Source organism: Pseudoalteromonas sp. PPB1, assembly GCF_015356275.1.
GTDB classification, from domain to species: Bacteria; Pseudomonadota; Gammaproteobacteria; order Enterobacterales; family Alteromonadaceae; genus Pseudoalteromonas; species Pseudoalteromonas rubra_D.
This window is the reverse complement of sequence record NZ_JACEQV010000018.1, coordinates 23,029-48,464: the sequence shown is the minus strand read 5'-3', so window position 1 is coordinate 48,464 and position 25,436 is coordinate 23,029. Positions and strand designations below refer to the sequence as shown.

At 49.1% G+C, this 25,436-nt stretch carries 22 protein-coding genes and 1 pseudogene; 13 read left to right on the top strand and 10 right to left on the bottom strand.

The features are described 5' to 3' along the window. Positions 1-17: 17 nt before the first annotated feature. Both IY568_RS17225 and IY568_RS17220 read left to right on the top strand, forming a co-directional pair. Complete coding sequence (locus tag IY568_RS17225) at positions 18-863, top strand: HDOD domain-containing protein (RefSeq protein WP_040644460.1); 846 nt, start codon at positions 18-20, stop codon at positions 861-863. A 166-nt stretch (positions 864-1,029) separates the two neighbouring features. Continuing rightward, entirely contained in the window at positions 1,030-2,205 is a 1,176-nt protein-coding gene (locus IY568_RS17220) for an NRAMP family divalent metal transporter (protein ID WP_125561919.1), read from the top strand. A 41-nt stretch (positions 2,206-2,246) separates the two neighbouring features. Here IY568_RS17220 and IY568_RS17215 read toward each other — a convergent pair whose 3' ends face one another. From IY568_RS17215 to fadI, 6 genes are all read right to left on the bottom strand, one after another. Next, a complete protein-coding gene (locus IY568_RS17215) occupies positions 2,247-2,525 on the bottom strand; it encodes a YfcL family protein (protein ID WP_049863908.1) in 279 nt (92 codons plus the stop codon). 8 nt (positions 2,526-2,533) lie between these two features. Next, the gene (locus IY568_RS17210) at positions 2,534-3,661 is read right to left on the bottom strand and encodes an ATP-NAD kinase family protein (protein WP_194868217.1); all 1,128 of its coding nucleotides are present in this window, start codon (positions 3,659-3,661) and stop codon (positions 2,534-2,536) included. Beyond that, on the bottom strand, positions 3,651-4,205 hold the full coding sequence (locus tag IY568_RS17205; RefSeq protein ID WP_125561816.1) for an elongation factor P hydroxylase: 555 nt from the start codon (positions 4,203-4,205) through the stop codon (positions 3,651-3,653). The genes IY568_RS17210 and IY568_RS17205 overlap by 11 nt, the downstream gene beginning before the upstream one ends. Positions 4,206-4,277: 72 nt before the next feature. After that, positions 4,278-5,774 (bottom strand): sensor domain-containing diguanylate cyclase, encoded by a 1,497-nt coding sequence (locus tag IY568_RS17200; protein WP_194868216.1) that lies wholly within the window; start codon positions 5,772-5,774, stop codon positions 4,278-4,280. A 147-nt stretch (positions 5,775-5,921) separates the two neighbouring features. Further along, complete coding sequence (fadJ, locus tag IY568_RS17195; RefSeq protein ID WP_194868215.1) at positions 5,922-8,021, bottom strand: fatty acid oxidation complex subunit alpha FadJ; 2,100 nt, start codon at positions 8,019-8,021, stop codon at positions 5,922-5,924. Beyond that, positions 8,021-9,331, bottom strand: coding sequence for an acetyl-CoA C-acyltransferase FadI (gene fadI / locus IY568_RS17190; protein WP_125561822.1), 1,311 nt, complete (start codon positions 9,329-9,331; stop codon positions 8,021-8,023). Before fadI ends, fadJ begins: the two co-directional genes overlap by 1 nt. Positions 9,332-9,647: 316 nt before the next feature. On the opposite strand from fadI, the gene IY568_RS17185 reads away from it, so the two are divergent. From IY568_RS17185 to IY568_RS17145, 9 genes and pseudogenes are all read left to right on the top strand, one after another. Then, positions 9,648-10,604: an AAA family ATPase gene (locus IY568_RS17185; RefSeq protein ID WP_010382063.1), complete on the top strand. Its 957-nt coding sequence runs from the start codon at positions 9,648-9,650 to the stop codon at positions 10,602-10,604. Between the two features lie 24 nt (positions 10,605-10,628). Beyond that, a pseudogene (locus tag IY568_RS17180) lies at positions 10,629-11,566 on the top strand (DUF58 domain-containing protein). Between the two features lie 6 nt (positions 11,567-11,572). Further along, positions 11,573-12,001 carry a DUF4381 domain-containing protein gene (locus tag IY568_RS17175; RefSeq protein WP_171045034.1) on the top strand — a complete coding sequence of 143 codons (429 nt, stop codon included), beginning with the start codon at positions 11,573-11,575 and terminating at the stop codon, positions 11,999-12,001. Next, positions 11,994-12,983: a vWA domain-containing protein gene (locus IY568_RS17170; RefSeq protein WP_194868214.1), complete on the top strand. Its 990-nt coding sequence runs from the start codon at positions 11,994-11,996 to the stop codon at positions 12,981-12,983. The genes IY568_RS17175 and IY568_RS17170 overlap by 8 nt, the downstream gene beginning before the upstream one ends. Beyond that, a complete protein-coding gene (locus IY568_RS17165) occupies positions 12,980-14,914 on the top strand; it encodes a vWA domain-containing protein (protein ID WP_194868213.1) in 1,935 nt (644 codons plus the stop codon). The genes IY568_RS17170 and IY568_RS17165 overlap by 4 nt, the downstream gene beginning before the upstream one ends. Further along, positions 14,908-16,539 carry a BatD family protein gene (locus tag IY568_RS17160; protein ID WP_194868212.1) on the top strand — a complete coding sequence of 544 codons (1,632 nt, stop codon included), beginning with the start codon at positions 14,908-14,910 and terminating at the stop codon, positions 16,537-16,539. Before IY568_RS17165 ends, IY568_RS17160 begins: the two co-directional genes overlap by 7 nt. A 51-nt stretch (positions 16,540-16,590) precedes the next feature. Next, positions 16,591-17,106: a sigma-70 family RNA polymerase sigma factor gene (locus IY568_RS17155; protein ID WP_010382077.1), complete on the top strand. Its 516-nt coding sequence runs from the start codon at positions 16,591-16,593 to the stop codon at positions 17,104-17,106. After that, complete coding sequence (locus IY568_RS17150) at positions 17,106-17,837, top strand: DUF3379 family protein (RefSeq protein ID WP_194868211.1); 732 nt, start codon at positions 17,106-17,108, stop codon at positions 17,835-17,837. Before IY568_RS17155 ends, IY568_RS17150 begins: the two co-directional genes overlap by 1 nt. A gap of 291 nt (positions 17,838-18,128) precedes the next feature. Further along, positions 18,129-19,025, top strand: a complete 897-nt coding sequence (locus IY568_RS17145) for a Tim44 domain-containing protein (RefSeq protein WP_194868210.1) — start codon at positions 18,129-18,131, stop codon at positions 19,023-19,025. A 44-nt stretch (positions 19,026-19,069) separates the two neighbouring features. Here the strand turns inward: IY568_RS17145 and IY568_RS25335 are convergent, their stop codons facing one another. Next, positions 19,070-20,599 carry a LytR/AlgR family response regulator transcription factor gene (locus IY568_RS25335; protein WP_194868209.1) on the bottom strand — a complete coding sequence of 510 codons (1,530 nt, stop codon included), beginning with the start codon at positions 20,597-20,599 and terminating at the stop codon, positions 19,070-19,072. 146 nt (positions 20,600-20,745) lie between these two features. Here IY568_RS25335 and IY568_RS17135 point away from each other — a divergent pair, with 146 nt between their 5' ends. Next, positions 20,746-22,245 carry an alpha/beta hydrolase gene (locus tag IY568_RS17135; RefSeq protein WP_228553418.1) on the top strand — a complete coding sequence of 500 codons (1,500 nt, stop codon included), beginning with the start codon at positions 20,746-20,748 and terminating at the stop codon, positions 22,243-22,245. Positions 22,246-22,357: 112 nt separating this feature from the next. Here the strand turns inward: IY568_RS17135 and IY568_RS17130 are convergent, their stop codons facing one another. Further along, positions 22,358-22,525, bottom strand: a complete 168-nt coding sequence (locus IY568_RS17130; RefSeq protein WP_194868208.1) for a hypothetical protein — start codon at positions 22,523-22,525, stop codon at positions 22,358-22,360. A gap of 125 nt (positions 22,526-22,650) precedes the next feature. Further along, a complete protein-coding gene (locus tag IY568_RS17125) occupies positions 22,651-23,835 on the bottom strand; it encodes an AraC family transcriptional regulator (RefSeq protein ID WP_194868207.1) in 1,185 nt (394 codons plus the stop codon). Between the two features lie 124 nt (positions 23,836-23,959). Between IY568_RS17125 and IY568_RS17120 the strand changes: the two genes are divergently transcribed. Further along, positions 23,960-24,664, top strand: coding sequence for a hypothetical protein (locus IY568_RS17120; RefSeq protein WP_194868206.1), 705 nt, complete (start codon positions 23,960-23,962; stop codon positions 24,662-24,664). On the opposite strand, the gene IY568_RS17115 is transcribed toward IY568_RS17120, so the two are convergent. Further along, the gene (locus IY568_RS17115) at positions 24,649-25,413 is read right to left on the bottom strand and encodes a substrate-binding periplasmic protein (protein WP_125561842.1); all 765 of its coding nucleotides are present in this window, start codon (positions 25,411-25,413) and stop codon (positions 24,649-24,651) included. The genes IY568_RS17120 and IY568_RS17115 overlap by 16 nt on opposite strands. Positions 25,414-25,436 lie beyond the last annotated feature (23 nt).

Sequence of the window (25,436 nt, the reverse complement as noted above, 5' to 3'; positions counted from 1 at the left end):
TTCTCAACGAGACCGCTATGATCGAAATAGACAACGCCGTGCTTAAGGATATGAATCATGGGTTTTGCCTGCCAGCAAAGCCCGAGCTGTTGCAAAGTTTGCATCAGGTACTGCAACAACCCGAACCTGAGCTAGGCGAAATTGCAGCGCTGATAGCAACAGATGTAGCGACCTCCGCCGCAGTATTAAAAGTAATTAACTCCTCCAGCTATGGCTTTTCACGTACCATTACGGACATTCGCCAGGCTGTGATGTTTCTGGGACTCAACAGTATTACCATGCTGGTGACGGGCTATTTGCTCAAACAAGCCTTTGATCAATCCAAGTGCTGCATCAAGCTGGAGCGTTTTTGGGACAGTGCTCAAGAAATTGCCGATGTGGCGACACTGATTGGCAATAAGATAAAAAGTAAAGTACCGGTCGAAAACCTGTACATGCTCGGCCTGTTCCATGATGCAGGTATTCCCGCCATGGCGTTCAATTACCCGGATTATGTCGAGGTATTGGGCGCCGCAAACAGAAATTACGATACCTTGCTGGTTGAGTTCGAAGAAGCCCGCTACCAGACCAACCATGCTGTGATTGGTTATTACCTGGCAAACAGTTGGAATTTGCCCAAGCCCATTTGTCAGCTTATTCTGCGCCATCACGACATTACCTATCTTCAGGAAAAACGTAGCGATGAAGAAATGCTGACCTTCTCAACATTGAAAATGGCAGAGAATCTGGTTCACACCAACAAGCGCTTTGTCGCGGCGCCAGACTGGCCACTGATGAAACAAAGCGTGCTTGATGCACTTAACCTGGATGAAGACGACTACCAGGACCTCAAAGACGATACCGAAGAATACTTCACCAGTTAGCTCAATTACACGTCCTGACAGGGCTTTTGATCTCCCAACCTCATTAGCCCAGTCATTTTCCACTTGGCAAATGCTTTCAAATCGTTAACATGAGTGGCAAAAATCATGGAACGTCGTGTTGGAATCAATGTTTGCTAAACTCAGGAACCTGGGCCCCGGGATCCTCATGGCCACCGCCGCAGTCGGAGGCTCTCATCTGGTCGCCGCCACCCAGGCTGGCGCCTTATTTGGCTGGCAACTATTATGGTTAGTGGTTGCGGTTAACCTACTCAAGTACCCCTTTTTCCGTTTTGGGGTGGAATACACACTGCATAGCGGTAACAGCCTGGTCACGGGCTATCACAATAAAAACCGGGCTTTGTTCTATCTGTTTGTGGTGCTCAATGTCATCGCTGCAGTTGTGAACACGGCGGGGGTACTGTTGCTCACGGCTGCACTGCTCCAATATGCGTTACCCTGGTCTATCTCGTTGACCACTTTATGCTATGCCTTACTATTTATCTGCCTTGGGATCTTATTGTTTGGTCACTATAAACTGCTCGACAAAGCCAGCAAGGGGATCATGGCCATCTTGTGCTTTACCACACTGGCAGCCTTGTTGGTCGCAGTGTCACAGGGTCAGGCCCACCCGTCACCGCAACCGGCACCGTCCCCCTACTCGCTTGCACTACTGGGATTTATGGTGGCCCTGATGGGCTGGATGCCAGCCCCCATTGAAATCTCAGCCATCAATTCGCTCTGGCTCAAAGCCAAAACTCGCACTCAATCGCTCAGTAAAGCACAGGGCTTGTTTGATTTTAACCTTGGCTACTTTCTGACGCTGTTCCTGGCCGTGGTATTCTTTTCACTGGGTGTGCTACTACAGTATGGCCAGAGTCAAAAAATCGAACTCGCAGGCGTCGCTTTTTCTAAACAGCTGATAGATATGTATGCACTAACACTGGGCGAGTGGGCGCGCTGGTTGATAGCCACGATTGCCTTTTTATGTATGTTTGGCACCACCATCACGGTACTGGATGGCTATGCCAGAACCCTGGATGATGCTGTGAAACTGATCAAACCACATAAAAACAAAGCCAGCCTGTCATTGTTTATTGCCCTGCAAGCCATATTCGGTATGGTGCTGGTGCTGTTTTTTAAGGCTAATCTCAAAGACATGCTGATGTTTGCCATGACACTGGCGTTTTTAACCACGCCATTTTTTGCCTGGCTTAATTTCTCGCTGATCCGCAAAGAACTGTTTGCACAGCAAAGTAAGCTGGTGCAAATATTGACCTGGACGGGTCTTACCTATTTGATTGCGTTTGCAGTGTTATTTGTGGTGTGGCGCTGGGTACTGTAAATGACAAAAGGCGGTATCAACCGCCTTTTTATTTGGGTAAATTAAGCACCTAACTGCTTAAGTCGCTCCCAGATGGTTACCACGTGATGCTTATCTTCCTCGTTAAGCTCACCGTCGCGGTAAGCTTTCACCAGGCTGGATTCAACTTTGGCATTCAGCTCATCGACTGATAACGTCAGTTCCTCAACCTGAGCATATCCAACTGCCAGGTCAAAATGACCGCGTAAGTAGCCACCAGCAAACAGTTCGTCATCGCTTGCTCTTTCTACTAATTCATCAAAAAACTGCTGTGCAGCTTCTATATACGCTTGAAGTGACATTCTGTCTCCTAAATTAAATCCTGATGCCCGACGGCATACATTACATGGTCATTATAACCTGTTACTACTTTGATGTAGCCACTCAGTTCGTTATCTAAGTCCTGATCGCCCGTATCCGCTATCAAAGGGCGACCATTGAGTGCCTGCAACTTACTTTTAGTCGCAACCACGATGATATTATCTTTGCCGATCTGGCGGATCAGCGCCGGGCTTAACTGCTGATTACCCCGGCCAAAAATATGCCCTTGTCCGCCAATTAAGGTAATGACCAGCTTAGTGGGTGCCTGCCCGACATTATCCAGCAACTGTTGTGCGGTCAGGTCGCTCCCTAGCAAAGTATGATCGCGGATCAAATCTACTCCGAGCAGGGTATTATCAAGCCCCAGCTCTTCCATAATCGCCGCTACGGTTGAGCCTGAGCCCATGATATATTGCTCGTCTTCTTCCATCTCTGAAATCACATACGCAGCGATATCGGCCAGCACTAGTTCGTCGCTTTCTTTACCGCCATTTTTTACGCTTTGTACGTAACGCAATTCACTGGGTACCTGCATTTCACCATAACGCTTGGCGCGCACCGTTCCGGCTCTGAATGCATTTTCATCTATGTCCATCACATCGGCATCGTCTATGGTGACCAATTCACCTTTGATGAGCATTTCAACGACCCGTCCCGCCGCTTTCGGCGTAATGGCATAAACGCCACTGTGGATTTTGCAGCCAGCAGGAACCCCCAGCACGGGGGCCTCGCTCCCGATCGCAGAGCAGATATTTCGTGCGGTCCCATCTCCACCAGCAAACAGCAACAAGTCTACTTTCGCTTCGGCAAGTAACCTGGCGGCCTGCTCAGTGTCCTCAGGGGTCGATGGCGTACCACAAGTCATGACTACCCGGGTGGTAAAACCGTGCTCTTTGGCAAGCTCCTCCCCCATTTCACCACTGACGGTATAGACCTCCAGCACATCCCGGTAGGGGTGTAACAAAGCCAGCGCCTGTGCCGTACGGCTATGTGCTTTTGGCTCAGCACCCATGGAGCGGGCAAGTTCAGCGGTGTCGCTACCATCACTGCCTTTCAACGCCACTGCGCCGCCCAACCCGGCAACCGGGTTGACTATCAATCCTAGTTTAAACTGCATCTGCAAACTCCTGTGGACAATGCCATTCAAACTGGCCAGCACTGAGTGGCCAGGGGGTCGAGTAAAACTGAGATAACGCTTTGAGTAAAGCCTGAGTGCGAACGTTGAAGCCGGCTGTGACCATCTCCGTCACCTGTGCATGAACACGTTTTTGAAAAGCAAAACGGCAAGTGGGCTCACCATTTAAATTGTCAACGGAGACGTTAAATGCAAACCCCGCAGCGGTGCTCAGGGCCCACTCGATAGCCTGAGGTTTAACTTCTACCTGCTCAAATGCCAGTTGCTGATCTTTACTGCGTCCATCAGGACAGTACCAGTAACCATAATCTTCCTGCGCCCTGCGCGCTTTACCCGCAACCAGCCAATGAGCAACTTCATGCAAGGCACTGGCATAAAAGCCATGCGCAAATACAATACGGTGATAATCACACTGCGTATCTGCTGGCAGATAGATTGGCTCATCTGTGCCTGACACCAGCTTGGTATTGTACTTTGGATAGAATAAGGCATTAAATATCGAGATCAGATCGTCAATGTGGTGCATACAACTCGCAGGTGGTCCTCAGGTTGGTTAATGGCCGCAGATTGTACGGATTTTTGGTGCTAAAGTAAAAAGTCAGTGCTGATCCGCAGCAAATAACACCGCTCTGCTACGACCTTGTGACTTAGCCTGATACAAAGCCTGATCTGCCTCCCCAATCAATTTTGCTAAATCCGATTTTTCGCTCACTTGTGTGCAACTCGTAACGCCGATACTTAAACTCAGCCCATGCTGGTTTTGTTCGCAATATGCCCGCACCAGACGTTGTGCCATTTGCAAGGCTTCTTGTGCATCAATTTCCGGACAAACCAGCACAAATTCGTCACCTCCCCAACGACCCAATCCGTCACTGGGGCGCACTGAGCAAACCAAAAAACGACTTAGCTCGGTTAGAGCGCGATCACCGGCCTGGTGGCCCAGCGTATCGTTCAATATCTTAAAGTTATCTATGTCGACTATCATGACTGACAAAGGACGCTGATAGCGCCTCGCCCGACTCAGCTCGTCATTCAGAATTTGCTCTATCTGACCTCGATTAAAGACTTGAGTTAAAAAATCGACTTCTGCTTTTTTTTGCAGTTGTAACTCGTGACGAAGGTCGCGGATCACCGCCACAAAGTAGGTCTCTTTTCCCAATGCCGTTCGGGCAATGGCAATGTCCAGGGGTATTTCATCACCACACTTATGCACACCGATAATATTTAAACCATTTTGCCCTTTGCGACGCATTTGTGCCCGACCCGTAAAATTGCGCCGCTCTTTGCTGTGCAAATCACGAAATCGCGCAGGGATCAGATCCTCTACCGACATGCGCAGTAGCTCCTGAACAGAGTAGCCAAACAATTCGGTGCACGAATGATTAACCCGGGTGATCTTGCCACTATACTCACAATAAAGCAGCGCATCCGGGATTGCATCAAACAAGCACGCCCGCTCCTCAATGGTCCTAAGCTGGCCACGTAACACCACAGCACCTGCACAGGCAAGTATCACAACCAAAGACAACAGCAACCAGGCTTCAACAGAGCCCTTATTTATAATACTATTCAGGGCCACCTGATGCTGTCGCTTGGTCTCCTCAATTCTCGCTTCCATACCTAATCGTAATGACTGGAGGGCAATGTCCAGCCGGCGATGGCGCGGTGATGAGGGGTTTTCAGATAACTTGAAAGGTGCGGTGTCCAAGGACTTGTCTGGGATTGATTGTCGAGGCTCACTCAGAATGCGTTGTACTTCATCAAGCGCCTCTCGTTCAGCATCACTCAAGTCCAGCTCAGCAATCATCATCACTATGTGCAGAGCGACATCAGCATCTGTATTGATACTATACGCTCGCTGCTCAGACAAATAATCTCTGACCTGATGTTCAGGGTCATTGTCACTCAGTTGACGTTCCAGTTCATCGAGCAGCTGTGCTTCTCGCAAAATAATGTCGGCCTGCTGCTGCCAGTGCTGCTCAAAGCGTGTGATCACAGCGCTGGCATCATCGCTGATGTACAACATGACCACGTTCGCGAACACCGTCGCGCTAACAAGTGTAGCGATAAAAGTGAAAAAGTACCTGCTGTGCATGCCTTGTCCCCGGGCCACTGACGCGCACCATCACCTGCAATTACCATTGCAAGATGAGCAAACAAGGTGACGACAATTATCCCCTTATTTTAGCCGAAAATAAAAAAGCCGCATAAATGCGGCTTTTTTACATGCTCAGACAAGGAGTTAACTATAGTAGGCTTCGCCTGCTTCAGCCTTTGCCAAAAGCGGCTCTGCAGGTGTAAACACCGCATTGTCGGTTGCATAGGTAGAGAGCTCAGAACACACCTTGTTCAGGCCGCGCTTGTCCATGTAGCTAAATGGTCCGCCCAAAAATGGTGGGAAGCCAATACCAAAAATGGCACCAATGTCGCCATCTCGGGCGCTGGCAATAATGCCCTCGTCCAGACAACGAGCCGCCTCATTTAGCATCTGTGCAACACAGCGGCTGGCAATTTCTTGCTTGTTGAGACGCGGAGCCGGTGTAATACCCAGCAAATCGTAGACAGACTCATCCACTTTTTTGCCTTTGCTTTCGTATTTGTAAAAGCCTTTTCCGGTTTTGCGGCCCAGACGTTTACTATCAATCATGCGAGCAAATGCATCAGGCGCTTTGAAACGATCACCCAGCTCTTTTTCCAGGATTGGCGCAATTTTTGAACCAATGTCTACGCCCACTTCATCCAGCAATGCCAAAGGCCCAACCGGGAAGCCAAACTCAACCAGAGCCTGATCAATTTTCTCAATCGGCTCACCCGCCAGCAGCAAGTTCGCCGCTTCATTCACATAAGGCGCGAGGATGCGGTTAACGTAAAAACCCGCTTTATCTTTTACCACGATGGGCGTCTTACCTTGCTTGCGAGCAAAGTTAACTGTACGTGCGATAGTCTCTTCTGAGGTCCCTTCATGCGGAATGATCTCAACCAATGGCATCTTTTCTACCGGAGAGAAGTAATGCAGACCAATGACATTTTCAGGACGCGCTGCGTTTTCAGCGATCTGGGCAATCGGCAATGACGAAGTGTTGCTGGCAAAAATCGTTTGCTCAGTACATTCACGTTCAATATCCGCGACCATGCTTTGCTTCAGTGCCAGGTCTTCAAATACTGCTTCAATGACGATATCGGTATGACGCATGCCAGTGTAATCGGTTGTGCCTGTGATGCGGTTCATCGCCAGCTGTAACTCAGCTTTGGACAAGATACGTTTTTTCTGCTTTTTCGACAGGATCTTGTAACTGTAACTCAGGGCATTGCTGATCCCCTGATGTGCCACATCTTTAATTCGTACCGGCACGCCAGCTTTCACTGCGCTGACATGGGCAATACCGCCGCCCATCAGACCACCACCAAGCACTGCCGCACGATTGATTTTAGGCGCATCGTCACTTTGCCATTCTTTTTTCATTTCGGTGGTGGCAAAGAAAATGCCACGTAATGACTGAGATACTTCTGTCATTACTAAATCGGCAAAGCCTTCGGCTTCTGTTTTATAGGCTTTCAATTCGCCTAACTCAACCGATGCACGGACCGCCTTGATGATAGCCAGCGGCGCCGGATAGTGGCCACCGGTTTTCTTCTCAACATTTTCTTGCGCTTTTTTGAAGATGATGTTGCGACCAAACGGATTTGATTCCAGCAGCTGACTCAGTTTGTCCAGCTTAGGCTTACGTGCTTTAGGCTTGCTACCCCGGGCCAGTTTAATGGCCACGTCCAGCAAGATGCTGTGTGGTACACTGTCATCTACCAGACCGGCCTTTTTAGCCTGCTTGGCACGCACTTGCTTACCTGTGAGCATCCACTCCAGCGCTTTTTGGATACCAACCAGTTTAGACAGGCGTTGTGTACCACCACCGCCCGGTAACAGGCCCAACTGTACTTCTGGCAGACCCAGCTTGGTTTTGTCATCGTCGCTACATACGCGATAATCACATGCCAGTGCAAATTCAAGGCCACCACCAAGGGCCGCACCATGAATGGCAGCGACAGTTGGGAATGGTAGTTTCTGCATTTTAAAAAACGCTTGCTGACACATTTCGGATAAGCGCAGCGCATCTTCGCGCGTTTTTGCCTGATCCAACATCTTGATGTCGGCACCGGCGATGAAGTTATCGTCTTTACCGCTGACAAACACCATGCCAGTCACATCATCATTGCGGCCCTGCTCCAGAATAGTCAACAGCTCATCGGCAAAGCTGTCGCGCAGCGTGTTCATCTTCTCGCCCGGCACATCGATGGTGACGATGGCCACGCGGTGGCTGTTTAATTCATAACTAAATACTGACATTATGCACTCTCCAATACAAAGGCAGCACCCAGACCACCAGCCGCACAAGCGGTAGTCAGCGCAAGTCCACCGCCGCGACGTTTCAGTTCATTCAGGGTTTGCGTGATCAAACGCGCGCCTGTTGCCGCAAACGGGTGACCATAGGCCAAAGAACCACCGTTTACGTTGAATTTATCCATATCGATTTCACCCAGCGCTTTGCTGCGACCCAGCTTCTCCTGAGCAAACTTATCAGAGGCAAACATCTTCATGTTAGCCAGGGTTTGCGCCGCAAACGCTTCGTGCATTTCAATTAAATCCAGGTCTTGCAGAGTAAGACCAGCGCGCTCCAGTGCCAGTGGCGTGGAGTGAGCCGGACCCATCAACATGTCTTCGTGCACACCGATAGCGGTAAATGCATAGTTGCGTACATAACCCAGAATTTCGTAACCCAGTGCTTTGGCTTTGCTTTCACTCATCATCAGTACCGCAGCCGCACCATCAGTCAGTGGTGTCGCGTTTGCCGCCGTCACAGAGCCGTGCTTACGGTCAAAAACCGGGCGTAATTTCGCATAGCCTTCCAGTGACGAGTTCGCACGAATGTTGTTGTCTTTTTCAATAAAGCCTTTGTATGGTTCAACGTGCGCTGCCATGACTTCATCTTTTAACAAGCCATCATCCCAGGCCTTGGCAGCCAAGGTGTGTGAACGGTGCGCCAGCGCGTCCTGATCAGCACGGCTGATTGCATGGGTTTTGGCCATTTGCTCAGCAGTCTGGCCCATAGACAAGCCCGTTGAGTACTCTGCAACCGCAGGAGGCACCGGCATCAGGTCTTTCAGTCTCAGCTTTGAGAAAATTTTCAGACGCTGTGACAAAGTACGCGCCTTATTGAGATCAACCAGGCTGCCTGCCAGCTTTTTGCTCACACCGATCGGTAAAACCGACGATGAATCTGCACCGCCGGCAATGCCGACAGCCGTATGACCTGCAATAATAGATTCCGCAACATTCGCCACAGCCTGGAAACTGGTGGCACAAGCACGTGAAACTGAATAAGCATCGACTGACACAGGCATGCCTGTGCCCAGCACGATTTCACGCGCGATGTTAGGTGCTTCAGGCATTTGCACCACCTGACCAAAGACCAGCTGATCTATCTCTGTTTTATCGATATTCAGACGTTCCAGCATTTCATTGACGACGACCTTACCCAGGTCCAGTGCTGGTACATGGTGATAGGCCGTGGCCTGTTTCGCAAAGGGTGTACGCAAACCAGAAACAATGGCAATGCGATCCCCTGTTGTTGTTTTTAGAATGTTTTGTTCAGACATGAATTTTGCTCTCCCGCTGACAGGTCTGACCTGTTATTGTCGCTTGATTCTAAACAACCGAATCCTTAATGCCAATAGCTAATTAGAAAATCTTGTAATTCAAGCACGACTCACAGGGCCTATCCAATTGCCGCTTTTAAATCTAGTCTGATTTTTGTTCAATTCAAAAAGTCACTGAAAAATAAATGAAGATTTATGAACTTTTACCCAATTCAGTGTCTAATCAAGTTACAAAAAAACGCCCGCAAAACCTTGAGTTTTGCGCCTCAATCCTTATAAATAAGCAAAAAATTTGTCACAACAAGGACAAAGCACCATGGCAGTAAACGCATTTAGTGAACTGAAAAACTACCTCGACTCGCAAATCTTAGGTCAGAGCGCACTGACAGAAGCGCTATTAATCGCCTTACTGGCAGATGGCCACTTACTGGTTGAAGGCCCGCCGGGACTGGCTAAAACCCGTGCCGTAAACGCCCTGGCAAAGGGCATTGAAGGAAGCTTTCAGCGCGTTCAGTTTACCCCGGACTTGTTGCCTGCCGATATTACCGGTACCGACATCTATCGCCAGCAAACCAGCGAGTTTGTGTTTGAAAAAGGCCCCCTGTTTCACCACCTGATCCTCGCGGACGAAATTAACCGTGCGCCGGCCAAAGTGCAGTCTGCGCTGCTCGAAGCCATGGCGGAGAGGCAGATCACGGTAGGCAAAACAACCTATCCACTGCCCGAGCTTTTCATGGTAATGGCAACACAAAACCCGCTGGAACAGGAAGGGACCTACCCGTTACCAGAAGCGCAACTTGACCGTTTCCTGTTGCATCTCAATATTGATTACCCGCAAGCCAGCACTGAGCTGGAGATACTGCGCTTAACCCGTGGCGAAGCACTGTCTGAACAAAGCGTGCAGTTCACCCCTATTTCACAACAAACCTTGTTTGAAGCACGTAAAAAAGTACTTTCACTGCATCTGGCTGAGCCGCTTGAACAATATCTGGTGCAATTAATCATCGCCACGCGTGAAGCCGCCAAGTTGGACCCGCAGCTGGGCGCCTGGATTGAATATGGTGCCAGCCCACGAGCGACCATTGCTTTGGATAAATGTGCTCGCGCTCATGCCTGGTTACAAGGACAAGACTTTGTCACACCAGATGATATTCAGGCTGTCCTGCATAACGTGCTGCGTCACCGTATCATTCTGAGCTATGAAGCACAGGCAGATGGGATCAGTAAAGATCAGGTGATCAGCCGTATTCTGGAACTGGTACCCGTTCCGTAAGTGGTTGCGATTATGAAGCATGCTATGCAATCCGTTGATCACACTAGTTGGCTGACACAAAGCCACAGCAATGGTGTTGAGCTGACACTCAAAGAGCTGTTGTACTATAAAAGTAAGGCACGCCTGCTGGACCTTAAGCCCAAACGCGCTATTCGCAGCGATCAGGCCGGGCAATACCTGGCCCCGCATAAAGGCCGGGGAATGGAGTTTGCAGAAGTACGTCAGTATCAGTACGGGGATGATATCCGTGCCATAGACTGGCGAGTGACTGCGCGCACCGGAGAAGCGCATACCAAGCTCTATCAGGAAGAAAAGGAGCGTCCGGTGTTTATTTTTTGCGATCTGTCCAGCCCGTTGCTGTTCGGCAGTCGCTTGTTGCTTAAGTCTGTTCAGGCTGCCCACCTGAGTGCCCTGGTTGCCTGGTCTGCGTGCGCCCGAGGTGATCGACTCGTGGCGTCGTGTTCAGCGAACACGGTCACCATGAACTTAAACCCACCGCACGTGACAAAGGAGTGCTGGCATTTTGTCACCAACTATGTGATATCCATGCACAAAGCCTTGCTCAGCGCGGTGAAAACCAGGCCTCAAGCTTTGACAATAATCTGAAACGTTTGTCACACCTGGCCAAGCCCGGCAGTCTTATCTATTTGATCTCGGATTTTAGCCAGCTCAATGAAGCCAGTTTTAAGCAGCTTGAGCACCTTAGCCGGCATTGTGAACTGATTGGCTGCCAGATCAGCGACCCGTTTGAGCACACCTTACCGGCTTATAAGGATGCGGTAGAAGTCAGCTCCGCGTCTGGCAGTTGGACTTTACCGTTAGCGGATAAGCAATTCAGAACCCAGTTTGCCGAGCAGGCTGAGCAAGCTTTTCAGAACAGACTGGCACGCTTGCAGCGTGCCGGAATGACCATGCAAACGTTTTGTGCCTCAGCGCCAATTGAAACCCAGATCTCCAGGTAAATGATGATGCAGAACCCCTTAGACGCGCTTCATGATGTGATCCCACCCGAGCAGGTTGACTGGTGGCCACTTACCCCTGTCAGCTGGGCGGTGATCATTGCAGTCATATTGATAGTGAGCGTCAGTATCTGGCTGGCTGTCAAAAAATGGCAGCATAATGCCGCCAAACGCGAAGCCATTCAGCTGAGTGAACAACATGCCCAGGATGCACTGGCATTACATGGCATACTCAAACGTCTGGCCCGGCACTATTATGGCAATGAGCACGCAGCTCAGCCTACAGCGCAGTGGCTGAAGTTGCTCAACAAACTCACAGGCCAGCAGTTCGACCAGCAGGACCTCAATTCGTTATATAGCAGTAACCCGACGCTGGCGTGCACTAAGCTGATGTCGGCAATTAAAACCTTCAAAACCAAGGAGGCCGTCAATGTTTGAACTTGACTGGCCACTGGCGCTGCTCTTGCTTCCCCTGCCCTGGCTGATTGCACGCCTTAAGCCAGCCACTGCACAAACTCAGATCCGCTTACGAATGCCTGGCTATCAGCAACAAAGCGGCTCCGGACAAAATATGGCTCGCCCGAAACGCAGCGTTAATGTGTTAGAAGCATTGATCTGGTTATGCCTGGTTGTGGCACTGAGCGGCCCCAGCTGGCTTGATGACCCAATCACCTTACCCAACGAAGGACGCGATATTATGCTGGCCGTTGACTTGTCAGGCTCGATGACAGAACAAGATATGGCTTACCAGGGCAAATATGTCGACCGCCTGTCGGTGGTCAAAGCGGTTTTATCTGACTTCATCGTTGAACGTCAGGGAGATCGACTGGGCCTGATCTTATTTGGCGATACCGCCTTTTTACAAACCCCTTTGACTCGAGATTTACAAACCGTCAGCCAGATGTTACTCGAAGCACAGATAGGTCTGGTTGGACGCGCAACCGCCATTGGTGACGCAATCGGGTTATCGGTCAAGCGCTTCAACCAAAAAGAGCAAAGCAGCCGTATTTTAATCTTGCTCACCGATGGCCAGAATACTGCCGGTAATCTAAAACCAGAAGAAGCGCTGATCCTCGCCCGCGAAGAAGGCATTAAAATCTATACCGTCGGTGTCGGTTCGGATGGCCAGGGTGGGTTTAGCTTGTTTGGCATGGGCGGTATGGCTGGCAGCAGCATAGATGAGAATACCCTCAAACACATCGCCTCTGAAACCGGTGGTGCGTATTTCCGGGCCAAAGATGTGAAAGGGCTACAGCAGATCTATGCGGAGCTCGATAAGCTTGAGCCGATAGCCGATGAGAACCAAACCTTCAGACCCAGACTGTCGCTCTTTTATGTCCCCTTACTGATAGCGCTGGCGTTATGGAGCCTGACGTTACTCAGTAAAGCCATCAGACAATTGCGAGTGAAGCCACTATGACCGAGTTTATTTTTATTCGCCCCGCTTTGTTGTGGTTGCTCCTTCCCTGGCTACTGCTGACAGGCATACAGTGGATTAAACGTCATCGTAGTAACGACGGCCAATTGATCGCCCCACATCTTGCCCAGTTCGTATTGGAAGATGGTCCCCGAAAGCAAGGCAGTAGTACACCCTGGCTGGTCAGCTTGTTGCTGTTACTCAGTATTTTGGCCGCAGCAGGACCCAGCTTTGAAAAGCACACGGTACCCGTTTTTAAAAGCAAACAAGCCCGGGTACTGGTCATGGATATGTCGTACTCAATGTATGCCACAGATATTCAGCCTAACCGACTGACCCAGGCTCGTTTCAAAACCCTGGATATGATTGGTCAATTTACCGAAGGTGATACTGCACTGGTTGCCTATGCTGGAGATGCCTTTGTGGTGTCGCCATTAACGGATGATATTAAAACACTAGAAAACCTGGTGCCCAGCCTGAGTCCTGAAATCATGCCCAGCAAAGGCGCTAACGTGCTGGCAGGCCTGGATCAGGCCAAGATCTTACTTGATCAGGCAGGTTACGCAGACGGTGAAATTATCCTGATCAGCGATGAGGTAGAGCAAGACGAACTGGCGGATATTTCAGATTTATTTAATGGCACAAATTATACGCTGCATGTGTATGGTATTGGCACCTTAGAAGGTGCACCAATTGGCCTGCCTGAGGGTGGCTTTTTGAAAGATCGCTACGGGCAAATTGTAGTCCCTAAACTCGACCCTGAGCGCCTTTCAGCCCTCGCCTCACGTCAGGGAGGCCGCTATGCCACTTACACACACAGCGACAGCGACATCAAAACATTTGCCCCAAATAAAGTGACAGACTTGGACAGCAATGAACAACCTGGTGAGGCTCTTTGGCATTTGGATGCCGGTAAATACCTGCTATTTATCATAGTGCCGCTGGCGCTGTGGTTAATGCGCTCTCAGCCACTTACGCTGGCAATTTTGGTTGTGGCACTGATACAGCCGCAAGTCGGGTATAGTGCAGACTGGAGTAACTGGTTTAAAAATCAGGACCAACAGGCACTGGAGTCTTACCAACAAGGTGACTTCGAACAAGCACAGAGCGCTCAGGATCCCACTTTAAAAGGGGCCGCTTTATACAAGGCCGGTGAGTACGCGCAGGCAGCGGAACAACTTAAACACGCGACTTCAGCCATTGGCCAGTACAACTATGGCAATGCGCTGGCTAAATCAGGACAACTGGACGAGGCCATTGCGGCCTATGAACAGGCTTTGCAACTGGACCCTGACTTCACACAAGCACAGGACAATAAGCAGCTTGTTGAAGATCTAAAAGCCCAGCAACAAGAGTCACAACAGCAAAATGGCGATCAGTCTGACAACCAGGAGCAATCTGGCGATCAAAAAGATCAGCAACAAGATGGCGAACAACAGCAAGATGGCCAGCAGCAAGGTAATGAGCAACAAAGCGACCAGCAGCAGGAAAGCGGGCAGCAACAACAAGGTGGTGAACAACAAGAAAGTAATCAGCAAAGCGAGCAGCAAAATGGCGAGCAATCTGACAGTGACGCACAAGAGCAGCAAAGTTCGGACTCAGATAGCGCTGGACAATCAGACAATGACAATGCGCCTGAACTGGCGCAATCTGCCGCACAGAATGAGCAACAGGAACAGACTGAGCAGTCCGCTCAGTCTGCACAACAAGCTCAGCAACAGGCTGCTGACGGTGAGGAGCAGTCGGAGCGCGCACAGCAACTGATGCAAAGTCGCCCACTGACACCACAAGAGAAAGAAAAAGCGCAGCAACTCGATCAGTTACTTCGTAAAGTACCGGACGATCCGGCCATCTTGCTACGCAACAAAATGTTATTGGAATCACAACAACGGGTGCGCCAGCGTCACCCGCGAGGAGTCGAAAAATCATGGTAACGCGATTACTGGGATCCGTGATCTTACTTATTACAATGATGCCTGCCTGGGCCGTAGACCAACTCAGCGCCAGTGTAGATAAAAACCCGGTGTTGGTCGGTGAATACTTTACATTGACCATAGAAGCCAACGGTAAGGTCTCGGGCCAGATCCCCGACACCAGTGCGCTGAGTGGTCAGTTTGTCACCAGCCCAATCAGCACCAGCTCCAGAACCAGCATCATCAATGGCAGCATGAGCAGCACGACCAGTTGGCAAATGCAACTGTTGTCGCGCAAAGCAGGCGAATTTACCATTCCCAGCTTTGAGGTAGCAGGCCAACAGTCCCGTCCTATCAAACTCAAAGTACTTGCCCGCGAACAAGATGGCGAAGCGCAGCAAAACCTCTTTATTAAAACAGCCCTCAAGCCAGACACTTTACATGTGCAGCAAGCTGCCCTATATACCGTTAAACTCTATATCGGTCAGGATCTGCTTGATGGTCAGCTCAGTGCGCCACAAATGCAAGAGGCACAAATTGCCCAGCTGGGCAAACAAAGTGAAGACTATGAAATCGTCAATGGTCGTCGTTATATGGTAGTGACTCGAGAATATCTGGTCCAACCACAAAAAAGCGGTACCTTTACACTTGAGCCGCCCATCTTTAATGGCCAAATACGCGAGGGCTACCGTCGCCTGGCTGTATCGGCGATGGGTGACAGCATTGAGGTAGAAGTCAAGCCAATCCCCGACACCTACTCAGGCACCTGGCTACCCAGCGAACTGGTCAACCTCAGCGAAGAATGGCAGCCAAGCGATCAAGCTGTTGTGGTTGGCACACCAATCACACGTACTCTGACACTCACAGCACTTGGTGTAACTAAAGAACAACTGCCTGACATAGAGGTGCCTGATGTAGATGGTTTCAGAACTTATCCAGATGAGACTGATCGCAAACAGATGACCCGTGATGGTCGGGTGATCTCTCAATTGATCGCCTCCTATGCCCTGCTCCCTCAAACGCCGGGGACGTACACTCTGCCAGAAATCAAAGTGCCCTGGTTTAATACCGTCATTAACAAAGTGCAATATGCCACCTTGCCATCCCGCACGATTGAGGTAAAGGCCGATCCAAACCAGGTATCCGTTGCACCGGCCCCCGTTATTGAAGCCCCCAGGCAAGCAGATACCGACTTCGAGCCGCAGATTGTCGTCCAGAATGCAGAAAAAACTTGGCTTGACTGGGCATTGCTTGCGTCGGGCTATCTAGTGTGGCTCGTCACCTTAGTGATTTGGTTTCTGACTCGCCAGTCAAAGCCAGCCAAGGTGAAGACACCCGAACAGACACCAGTAACGTCGGACGAAACACAAGCAATGCAGCAGATCAAGCGTGCCGTTAAAGCTGCTGATTTAGCCGCCTGCTATCAAGGGCTAAAAGCCCTTGCCCATGCTCAAGGCCATGTGCAACTTCATACCTGGCGTCACCAACTTAGCCAGGAGTTGCAAAACGAAATTGCAAAGTTGCAAGGCGCGCTCTATAGTGCCAAGCAGGAGAATGTTGATCTGGTGTTGCTGTATCGCCTTTTAGCGGCACAACATAAGCAGATTAAAAACTCTAAAAAACAGCATCTTGAACCGTTATATTAATTTTTCTTCGGTTTGATGAAATAACTTTGCTAGAGACAAGGTCTTATTAGCATGACCACAAAACAAAAACGTTACGAAAGTCTGGTCCAGGTCTACAACAAGGAGCTTTATCGCTTTGCTTATTGGTTGTGCCAGGACCCGACCATTGCTGAGGATTTGGTACAGGAAACCTTTTTGCGCGCCTGGCGTTCACTTGACGCTTTGCAGGACGATAGCGCCGCCAAATCCTGGTTATTAACCATATTGCGGCGTGAGAATGCGCGCCGTTTTGAACGCAAACAATTTGATTACGCCGACGTTGAGCAGGACACTCTGATTGATACCAGCAGTGCATCTCCCGACTCACAGACTGAGCAAATGATGATCCAAAAACAGATCAGCTTGTTGTCATCTGAGTACCGTGAACCACTGCTATTACAAGTCGTGATGGGCTGCTCCGGCGAAGAAATCGCACAGATCCTGGAACTCAACAAGAATACGGTGATGACCAGGCTATATCGTGCCAGAAACCAATTGAAAGAGGCTTTAACACAAGTGACCGAAACAGCAAAAGGGGCATCAAACTGATGGATGAACTCGAATTTCGCCGCCGCTTGTTTGCCGATCCCAATGATAAGGATGTAGTTGCTCAGGCAGACACCGATCCGGCCAAACAGCGTCTCGTCAAAGAGATGCAAGATTTTGATGCGACGCTGCATAGTGCGTTAGAGATTTCTGTGCCTGATGATTTAGCTCAGAAGATTCTGGCAAAACAGCAGGCAGATACTGATACCACGATACAGCAAACCGCCGAAGTCAAACAATTAGCCTGGTACCGACGCTTCAAGGCGCCGCTTGCCACCGCAGCCTCGGCCTTACTGGCAGTATCCTTGTACTTCGCCACGGCAGTCCATGCGCCATTACACGCTGGCGAACATGCCTTGCAGCACGTCTATTACGAAGCTGAAGCGCTCGCTTTAACACGCGAGGTGCAACTTCAGGAAGTTAACGAGAAACTGGCAATGTTTGGTGGCAAGCTTGAAGCTATGCCTGGCAAAGTGACCTACGCGACATTTTGTAATTTTAAAGGACAACGCAGCTTGCACCTGATCTTCCAGTCAGATCATGGACCGGTTACTGTTTTTATCGTGCCAACCGATAGCGATGATGCCAAGAGTAGCAATGAACGTTTTGCTGATGAACGCTTCAGCGGCAGCATCAAACCCGGAGATCGCGCTGATACCATTTTAGTGGCAAATCTCGATACCCCACTGGAGCAGTATCAAACCGCCGTGACAGAATCACTGCGTTGGTTGTAAGCGCCACTTGCAGATAAATACCTCAGCCCCAGGCAGGTTATGGGTGCTGAGGCTTTATCATTTCCCCAAGTTTTGAGAACAAATAGCTGATAATAAATACAGTTATAACAGATATTTTCGAACAGTTAGCAAGAATATTTCGACGCTAATCAAAAATCACAAAAAAACTCTAAATTTCATATACTTACCTATTTTATAAAGCCGTGTTACTGGGGTAGGCGCTTGAAATCGCTTCGCTTCACCGCATTGATTAACTACAATGCGTTCAGAACTAAAACTCAGAGGAACACCATGAAACAGTTTGTTGTTTTAATGACACTCATCGCCGTTCTGGTATCTACCAGCTTCAGTGCAGAAGCACGGAAAAAGTTCGGCAGCAAGAAAAGTGCGGGTAAAACCCACGCAACCAGCACCACAGCACAAAAAAAACAAGTCGATACTAAGACTCTGGCACCTAATACCGCTAAACCTAAGTCCAATAAAAAAGGCATCATGGCAGGCGTACTGGGTGGCTTACTTGCCGGAGGCCTGATCGCGGCCATGATGGGCGATGACTTTGAAGGCTTCCAGTTTATGGAAATGATCTTATTTGCCATCCTGGCTTTTGTGTTGTTCAAGGTGATCAAATCCTTTATGACCAAACGCCAACAACCCCATATGGCGGGTATGCCGCAAGGTGGTAACTTTGGTGGTGGCAACTTTGGCCAAAACAATGGTGGGCAACCGCAAAACCAGCAGCCACAATTTCGTCAGCAACCACAGTCGGCCACAGTGAGCGGTGGATTTGGTCAACAGCAGGAACAGGTACCCTTTAACCTGCCTGCAGATTTTGATGTAAATGGCTTCTTGCAAGGCGCACGTGATCACTATCACACAGTTCAGAATGCCTGGAACCAGAGTGACTTTGCGACCCTGGCCGAATACCTGAGCCCGGAGCTGGTCGAAGAGTTTAAACAGGACCGTGCACAACACGGTGAGGTAGCAACCGAAGTGATGTTTGTTGATGCTCAGTTGGTACGTGCGGAAACCACACCGGTCGCCTGGGAAGTAAGTGTCATGTTCAAAGGTAAATATCGTGACCTTGGCGATAAGCAGGAAGAGCCAATTCACGAAGTTTGGCACCTGGAAAGAAAGACACAAGGCGATGCGCCTTGGGTTATCGTCGGCGTAGAAGATTTAATCGACTAGTTCGACATCTGTGCTACCAGCACCGCCTGGTAGCACACTGTATTTCACTCAATAGTTCCCCTCACCTGACCTAGCAAACGCCGACTGACGGGCACGCGATTACCGTCACTGAGATAAAGAAACGCATAGCCAGACTCCATTTTATCCTTATTTAGCGCAACTCGTCTGACCTTATCCAAATCAACCAGATAAGATCTGTGGACCTGCATGAATGTGCCAGGGAGTTTATCAATCAAGCTTTTCAGTGTTCCCGAATATAAGCGCTCTTTGCCTCCGTCCAGGTGTAACTCAACATAATCGCCCGCAGCACGGCACCATAATATCTGTCCGACATCAATACGTTCAGCCGCACTACCAAAAGTCAGCGTGAGATACTGCTGCGTGCCCGTTTTGTTCAGTTGGGAAAGTTTAACCTGCAACTTGGCAATGGCCTGCTGATCAGCCATGGTCTGTATCTGAAGTTCACCCAGTTGGCGAATATGCATCCCCAATAACACACCCAGTAACAAGGTTACCATAACGTAGAAAAGCAGACTGTGAAACGACTGCAGACTCAGCATTGCTGCCATAACAAAAACACCCAAGGTAGCAGCAAATAGTAAGGCTTTGCCGGTACGATGCCGATAATAATACCAGCACGCAACCCCCACTCCGGCAAGCGCAGGGATGCTCACCGCCAGCGTCGTTTTTAGATCAAACCCGGGACTAAAAAATACCAACATCGAGGTAAGGCCTATAACGGGTGCCAGAACACTCAGCTTGACTTTGGTATCGAACTGACACAGGCGCAGTAAATAAACCAGTAGTCCAAAGCCAAAGGTCATGGCACAAACTAAGATCAGCACTAATCTGACATCATGCAAAGGATACGGGTAACTGAACCAGCCACGCAGTTGTTCAGCAGCTAGCTGAACAACTGCGATACCAATCAACCAAATCAACCCGGAAGGGATCTTAGCCCGCAAAGGGCTTAACCTCAGCATCAGTAAATAAAGTCCACCAAGAAGCAGGATACATAGCACACTGAGTTGCATATGCGGCTCAATGCCAAAGTAATCAGTGCTGTTTTGATACTTGCCCAGTGCTGCCAGGTGTAAAGGAGAAGATAGGCGCAAGATACTCTGGTGGGAAGACAAATGTATGACCACCCGGTTTTCACCGGTTCTTATCAAACCCGGGGGCACATAAAAGCGGGTGTCCATACGCCCGGCAAGTTCATGTTCGCCATCCTGTGAAACACGACCATTAGTGCCCAATAGCCTGCCATTGAGATAGACTTTACTAGAGGCTTTCGCAAACAAGTAAAATGCTAGTGGTTCAGCGCCTTCTTGCCAGCGTTCAGACAAATGCAGCGAAGCTTCTATCCAGATAGCCCGTCCCTGTGGGTCAGCACTAAAAAACGACTGTGTTGTGCACGCATCATCTTCAAAATTTGGTATTACTTCACCACCCGGACAGACACGTATCTGTTGATAATTTATGTGTGCCCAGTCTCGTGCTAGCGAATTAGCTGACGCTAATAATAGCAGCGTACAAAATATGACTCGTAAATGCCAGTTATCACAATACTGCACACTTCCCCCACCTCGACCTTTGACCGGTTGAATTCAACCGCTTATCGATATTACTATTAAAATCAATACATTTGATAGAATATCGCATGATAATTCGAATGGAACAAGATTAACTGGAGGCACAATTAGCAAACAAGAATATCACTATGAAAGACTTCAGATACACGCACTTTCGCAGCTACATCATACCCGTACTGCTATTCCTCAGCACAATAATGACCTTAGGTGCTTTCGCTCAGGATCTGCCCCTACTGACATATGACAATGAACAGGCTATTATTTTCAAGACTCAGGACAACCAACAAGTAGCAGCCTTTTCAGGGTTTGTCACCGTTCCGGAAAACCGTAACCGGGCTGGCAGCCGGGATATTCACATTCATTATGTACGCTTTCCTGCCACCACTAAAACACCTGGCAGCCCTATTGTTTACCTCGCCGGGGGGCCCGGCGGTTCTGGCATCAAAACGGCTGAATACGCCAACTTTCGTTTTCCTTTGTTTATGGCCCTGCGTGAATTTGGGGATGTGATTGCACTGGATCAGCGTGGTACCGGTAAATCCGATGCTCTACCAGCATGCCAATCGAGCATTTCCACTCATTCGGCTAAGCAACAAACAGATGTGGAAGTGGCGCACTTGTACCAACGCGCTGCGCTTGAGTGTGCCACATTCTGGCAACAGCAGGGAATTGACATTAAAGGCTATACGACAGAGCAAAGTGCCCAAGATCTGAATGACCTGAGACGTCATCTAAAAGCTGACAAACTGACTTTATGGGGGATCAGTTATGGTACTCACCTGGCATTGGCCGCAACCAAAACCATGCCTAACAATCTGGATAAGTTGGTCCTCGCCAGTGTCGAGGGGCTCAATCAGACAGTTAAACTCCCAGCTCAGACAGACGCTTACTTTGCCCGCGTTCAGAGTGCTATTAACACGCAATCAAAAGCCAAAGCTCTCTACCCGGATGTTGCCGGGCTGATCCGAAGAGTCCACAAGCGCCTTGAAACGGCACCAATAACCTTACATATTTCTGATAATAAAGGAAAGAAAACAGATTTTCTGTTTCAGCGCTGGCATATGCAGCGTCTGGCATCTGGGATGATAGCCGACCCACATCGAGGCCTGAAACGCCTGCTGGCACTTTACCGGGCTTTGGATATGGGGATCATTGAGCCACTTCAGCACATCGCAAACAGAGGTTATTTTAGCGAAGCGCAAATCAACTTCAGACTGATGCCATTGGCCATGGACATCGCATCTGGGATTACACAACAACGGCTGGAACAAGTGAATCACCAAAGCAGGTCAGCTTTGCTTGGCCCGTATCTAAACTTTCCTATGCCACAACTTCAGGGCGTGATCGACAGACTTAACTTAGGTGATGAGTTTAGAGCCCCTCCAGTATCTGATGTACCAACATTAGTGCTCTCAGGTTCACTAGATGGGCGCACTTACCCGCAAAACCAGCGCGAGGCTGTCAGACACTTTAGTCGCGTTACACAGGTGATAATAGAGAACGCAGGCCACAATCTGTTTATGCGCTCACCAGAGGTCACACAAACCATCCGCAGGTTTCTGGCCGACGAGCCAGTGAAAAAACAAAAGATTGTCGTGCCGCTACCGGATTTACTGATTAAACGCTAAAACATTGGTTTACATTAGAAAGGCAATTTTATTCTTCAGATCAATGTGGCTGCTTTAATACACCAACACCTCAGCGTCGTAATAAGACGCTGAGGCTATCAATTGCCGGCTATTAATCCCGACACGCACCAGCTGTGCATCCCCAATAAGGTTCACTAATAAAGCACTGTCTATTGTTGGTGATGTCCTGGCGCTGGCCACCTGCCACCTGAGGTGTCTGATCAGCAGGTAAAGGGTTATTGCCAGACAGGTTTTTCAATTTATTTATTTTGACTTTCATTTTTTATTTTCCTTGTTCATTTATTGACTACAGCTAGGCTACTTTATGAAAGCAACTAATGCAACCAATTAAATTAACTGTAAATCAACAAAATTTAAAATATAAACACATCTAACTCATCGCACTTACCCTTTTTTATACTCACCCGGTGTCATTCCTGTATGAGTTTTAAATGCCTTATAAAAAGACGAGCGCGCGTTAAAGCCAACCGCCATAGCAATGTCCAGTACTGTCTTATTATCATCAGCAAGCAGCAGCTTAATCGCTGCGTCAATCCGTGCCTTGTTGATATAGTCAAAAAACGACTGTCCCAGGGTCTGATTCAGGGTTTGAGACACATAATTGGCTGACACACCGATAGACTCAGCCAGCCTGTAGAGAGTCAGGTCTGGCTCCAGATAGAGTTGCTCCGTTACCACCGCGCGATGGATCTTCTGCGCAATGCGCTTTGACTGCTCGTCACCCAGTGCTGAGTGCTGGTATTTTACATCGACGCGAGCAGTCGCCATAACGCGGCGTTCATCCCCTGTCATGTCAAGCTGCTCGGTGAAACCATAGATTTTGCCAAAACCTGGTTTTTGTCGTAATGACCAAAACAGCACAAACCAGATGCTGATAGTACTCAGCACCGCGACGCCCCCTTCACGCAGTAACGTGGGTTGCGCACTTAAATCCTGAAAGAGTGTCAGTGCCAGCCAACACCAGGTAAATAACATCAGTATTAGTACCACAACTAACCAGTTCAGTTCGCGCTCCTGGGTGTTTGAAAATACCGCTTGCAACTTACGCCTGTAGTTCATCACCTTGCGCCAGGCCTTTAGCACATAAAACAAACTTTGCACCGGCCAAAACAGCATCAAGATAATGATCAGCCAGACTGTAAAACGTGCGTCAGCCGTTAGCTCGACGTTATCCTCTGCAAAGAAAATGGCAAATAACTCGGATTCAGGCAATTGCATCAGACTCGCTGACAGCACACATGAAACGCTGGCAGGGATAAAATGCCACATACTAGCGCGATTAAATTGCCAGGGGACGGGTGATGTTAAAGCTTGCGTGTATAAATAAAAGCAAGGAAACAGCAGCAACCAGGCAGGAACGATAGCTGCGATATAGATATATTGGGCTGACGGATAGTGTGTAAAGACAAACGGACCCGACAAAATAACAAACAGCGAAAAAAGAAACAGTACCAGCGCCCGATAACAATGCCAGCGCCTCGCCCTGCCAGTTAACACAGTTAAAGCCAGTCCAACAGCACCGAGTAAAAAGGTGTACACAAACGCAAATTCAGCCTCAAACAAAACCACTCAACTCCATGAATTAAATACTTATAATTATTATTCATGTCCTAACCTTTAGTATCGGACGACAGTCTTTGACTAGTCAGTATAAAGTGCAACTCAACCACATCGCAATATACAGGATCATAAGATGGAACAGATTACATTCACCATGCTAGCGCACATAATCACTGGGAGTGTTGCCTTTGCCGCCGGTGCAACCGCTATCGCCGTAGCAAAAGGAAAGTCACTACACGCTTCGGCAGGGACATGGTTTGTCTATACCATGCTGATAATGGCTGTCAGCGGTACAATGATCGCAATACTACAGCCTATGATCATCACCGCCATCGCTGGCACCTTTACAACCTACCTAGTTCTGTCGGGGTGGCTGGCCGTCAAATCTGCACCTAATACACAGGGAAGGTTTGACTACACATTTCCCGTATGCTCCCTGCTGATTGTGATTGCTTGTGTTTATTTCAGCAATCAGGCGGGCACCAGCCAGGCTGAAATAAAACATGGCATAAGCGCCTATGACTACTACTTTTTTGCAATACTCGCCGCATTGTCTTTTATTGGCGACATGCGCTTGGTGTATGCACAAGGGCTTGCGTCCACACCGCGATTGATGCGTCATTTATGGAGAATGTGCTTTGCCTTGTTTATATCGGTCGGCTCATTTGTGTCACAAGGTGCCGCCAAGATGCTACCACAGTCTTTTGTCGACTCAGGAGTGTTAGAGCTACCGGGGCTGGTCATTTTGCTTATAATTGTTTACTGGCGCCTAAAGCTCAGTTTTGGCAACAAAATACGCCAGTGGCGTGCCAATCGCGCAGCTCAGTCTTCCTCCTGAAGCATGTGCTGTCGGCATAGTTCAGTGGCCGTTGTGCTTTGCCGACAGTGTTGCGTGATAACCTGGTTTTCTGCTTTTCTTATTAACTCTGCCAGTTCACCGCTTTGCTTCATGCCGCGTAATACGGCATCCACTTCTTCGACCCAATGTTGCTGATCCTTATGGATATAGTGGTAGAGCGCGAGTTCACGAAAACTGCGCTGGTGCGGTATTACATTTTCAATCCCCGCCTGTGCCAGCATCACCAAACCATCAATACGATTGGTCAGCGCAACGTCGGCCAACCCCTTAGATACCAAGTTAAGCGCCTGGATGGTGGTATCAGTGTCCTCAACTCGGGGCATCCCCTCGGTGATGTTATTGGTGTGTTTTACACCACGTACTTTTGCAATTCGGTACTGCCTTAAGTCTTGTTCACTTTGGATGTTAACTTTGCCGTCATTGCGAATAAATGCCATCGTCTCTAACATATAATACGGCGTAGGAACACGGATGGTGTGAGGGTTTTCGTTACCGTAGCTAAAAATGCGCATGATTTCACCATGTCTTTTTCCGCTGCGTACCAGCTGCTGTGCACGCTTTCCCGGATAAGGTGTAATGACAATTGACACATTCAGCTTTTGATAGATTTCCGGTAAAACCAGACGGCCCACTTCCTGCTCAATCAAATAATTGATTGACACAAAGTGTAAGGGCCCGGCAAACGCGTTGTTGCACAACAACAGCAACAATAACAGAGACTTCTTCATCTACCTACCGAGCTTTTAAGGTT

Bases quoted from the DNA above. Each gene is read 5' to 3' on its own strand.
- IY568_RS17225 (WP_040644460.1), top strand. From the start codon at position 18: ATGATCGAAATAGACAACGCCGTGCTTAAGGATATGAATCATGGGTTT.
- IY568_RS17220 (WP_125561919.1), top strand. From the start codon at position 1,030: ATGGCCACCGCCGCAGTCGGAGGCTCTCATCTGGTCGCCGCCACCCAG.
- IY568_RS17215 (WP_049863908.1), bottom strand. From the start codon at position 2,525: ATGTCACTTCAAGCGTATATAGAAGCTGCACAGCAGTTTTTTGATGAA.
- IY568_RS17210 (WP_194868217.1), bottom strand. From the start codon at position 3,661: ATGCAGTTTAAACTAGGATTGATAGTCAACCCGGTTGCCGGGTTGGGC.
- IY568_RS17205 (WP_125561816.1), bottom strand. From the start codon at position 4,205: ATGCACCACATTGACGATCTGATCTCGATATTTAATGCCTTATTCTAT.
- IY568_RS17200 (WP_194868216.1), bottom strand. From the start codon at position 5,774: ATGCACAGCAGGTACTTTTTCACTTTTATCGCTACACTTGTTAGCGCG.
- fadJ (WP_194868215.1), bottom strand. From the start codon at position 8,021: ATGTCAGTATTTAGTTATGAATTAAACAGCCACCGCGTGGCCATCGTC.
- fadI (WP_125561822.1), bottom strand. From the start codon at position 9,331: ATGTCTGAACAAAACATTCTAAAAACAACAACAGGGGATCGCATTGCC.
- IY568_RS17185 (WP_010382063.1), top strand. From the start codon at position 9,648: ATGGCAGTAAACGCATTTAGTGAACTGAAAAACTACCTCGACTCGCAA.
- IY568_RS17175 (WP_171045034.1), top strand. From the start codon at position 11,573: ATGCAGAACCCCTTAGACGCGCTTCATGATGTGATCCCACCCGAGCAG.
- IY568_RS17170 (WP_194868214.1), top strand. From the start codon at position 11,994: ATGTTTGAACTTGACTGGCCACTGGCGCTGCTCTTGCTTCCCCTGCCC.
- IY568_RS17165 (WP_194868213.1), top strand. From the start codon at position 12,980: ATGACCGAGTTTATTTTTATTCGCCCCGCTTTGTTGTGGTTGCTCCTT.
- IY568_RS17160 (WP_194868212.1), top strand. From the start codon at position 14,908: ATGGTAACGCGATTACTGGGATCCGTGATCTTACTTATTACAATGATG.
- IY568_RS17155 (WP_010382077.1), top strand. From the start codon at position 16,591: ATGACCACAAAACAAAAACGTTACGAAAGTCTGGTCCAGGTCTACAAC.
- IY568_RS17150 (WP_194868211.1), top strand. From the start codon at position 17,106: ATGGATGAACTCGAATTTCGCCGCCGCTTGTTTGCCGATCCCAATGAT.
- IY568_RS17145 (WP_194868210.1), top strand. From the start codon at position 18,129: ATGAAACAGTTTGTTGTTTTAATGACACTCATCGCCGTTCTGGTATCT.
- IY568_RS17135 (WP_228553418.1), top strand. From the start codon at position 20,746: ATGAAAGACTTCAGATACACGCACTTTCGCAGCTACATCATACCCGTA.
- IY568_RS17130 (WP_194868208.1), bottom strand. From the start codon at position 22,525: ATGAAAGTCAAAATAAATAAATTGAAAAACCTGTCTGGCAATAACCCT.
- IY568_RS17120 (WP_194868206.1), top strand. From the start codon at position 23,960: ATGGAACAGATTACATTCACCATGCTAGCGCACATAATCACTGGGAGT.
- IY568_RS17115 (WP_125561842.1), bottom strand. From the start codon at position 25,413: ATGAAGAAGTCTCTGTTATTGTTGCTGTTGTTGTGCAACAACGCGTTT.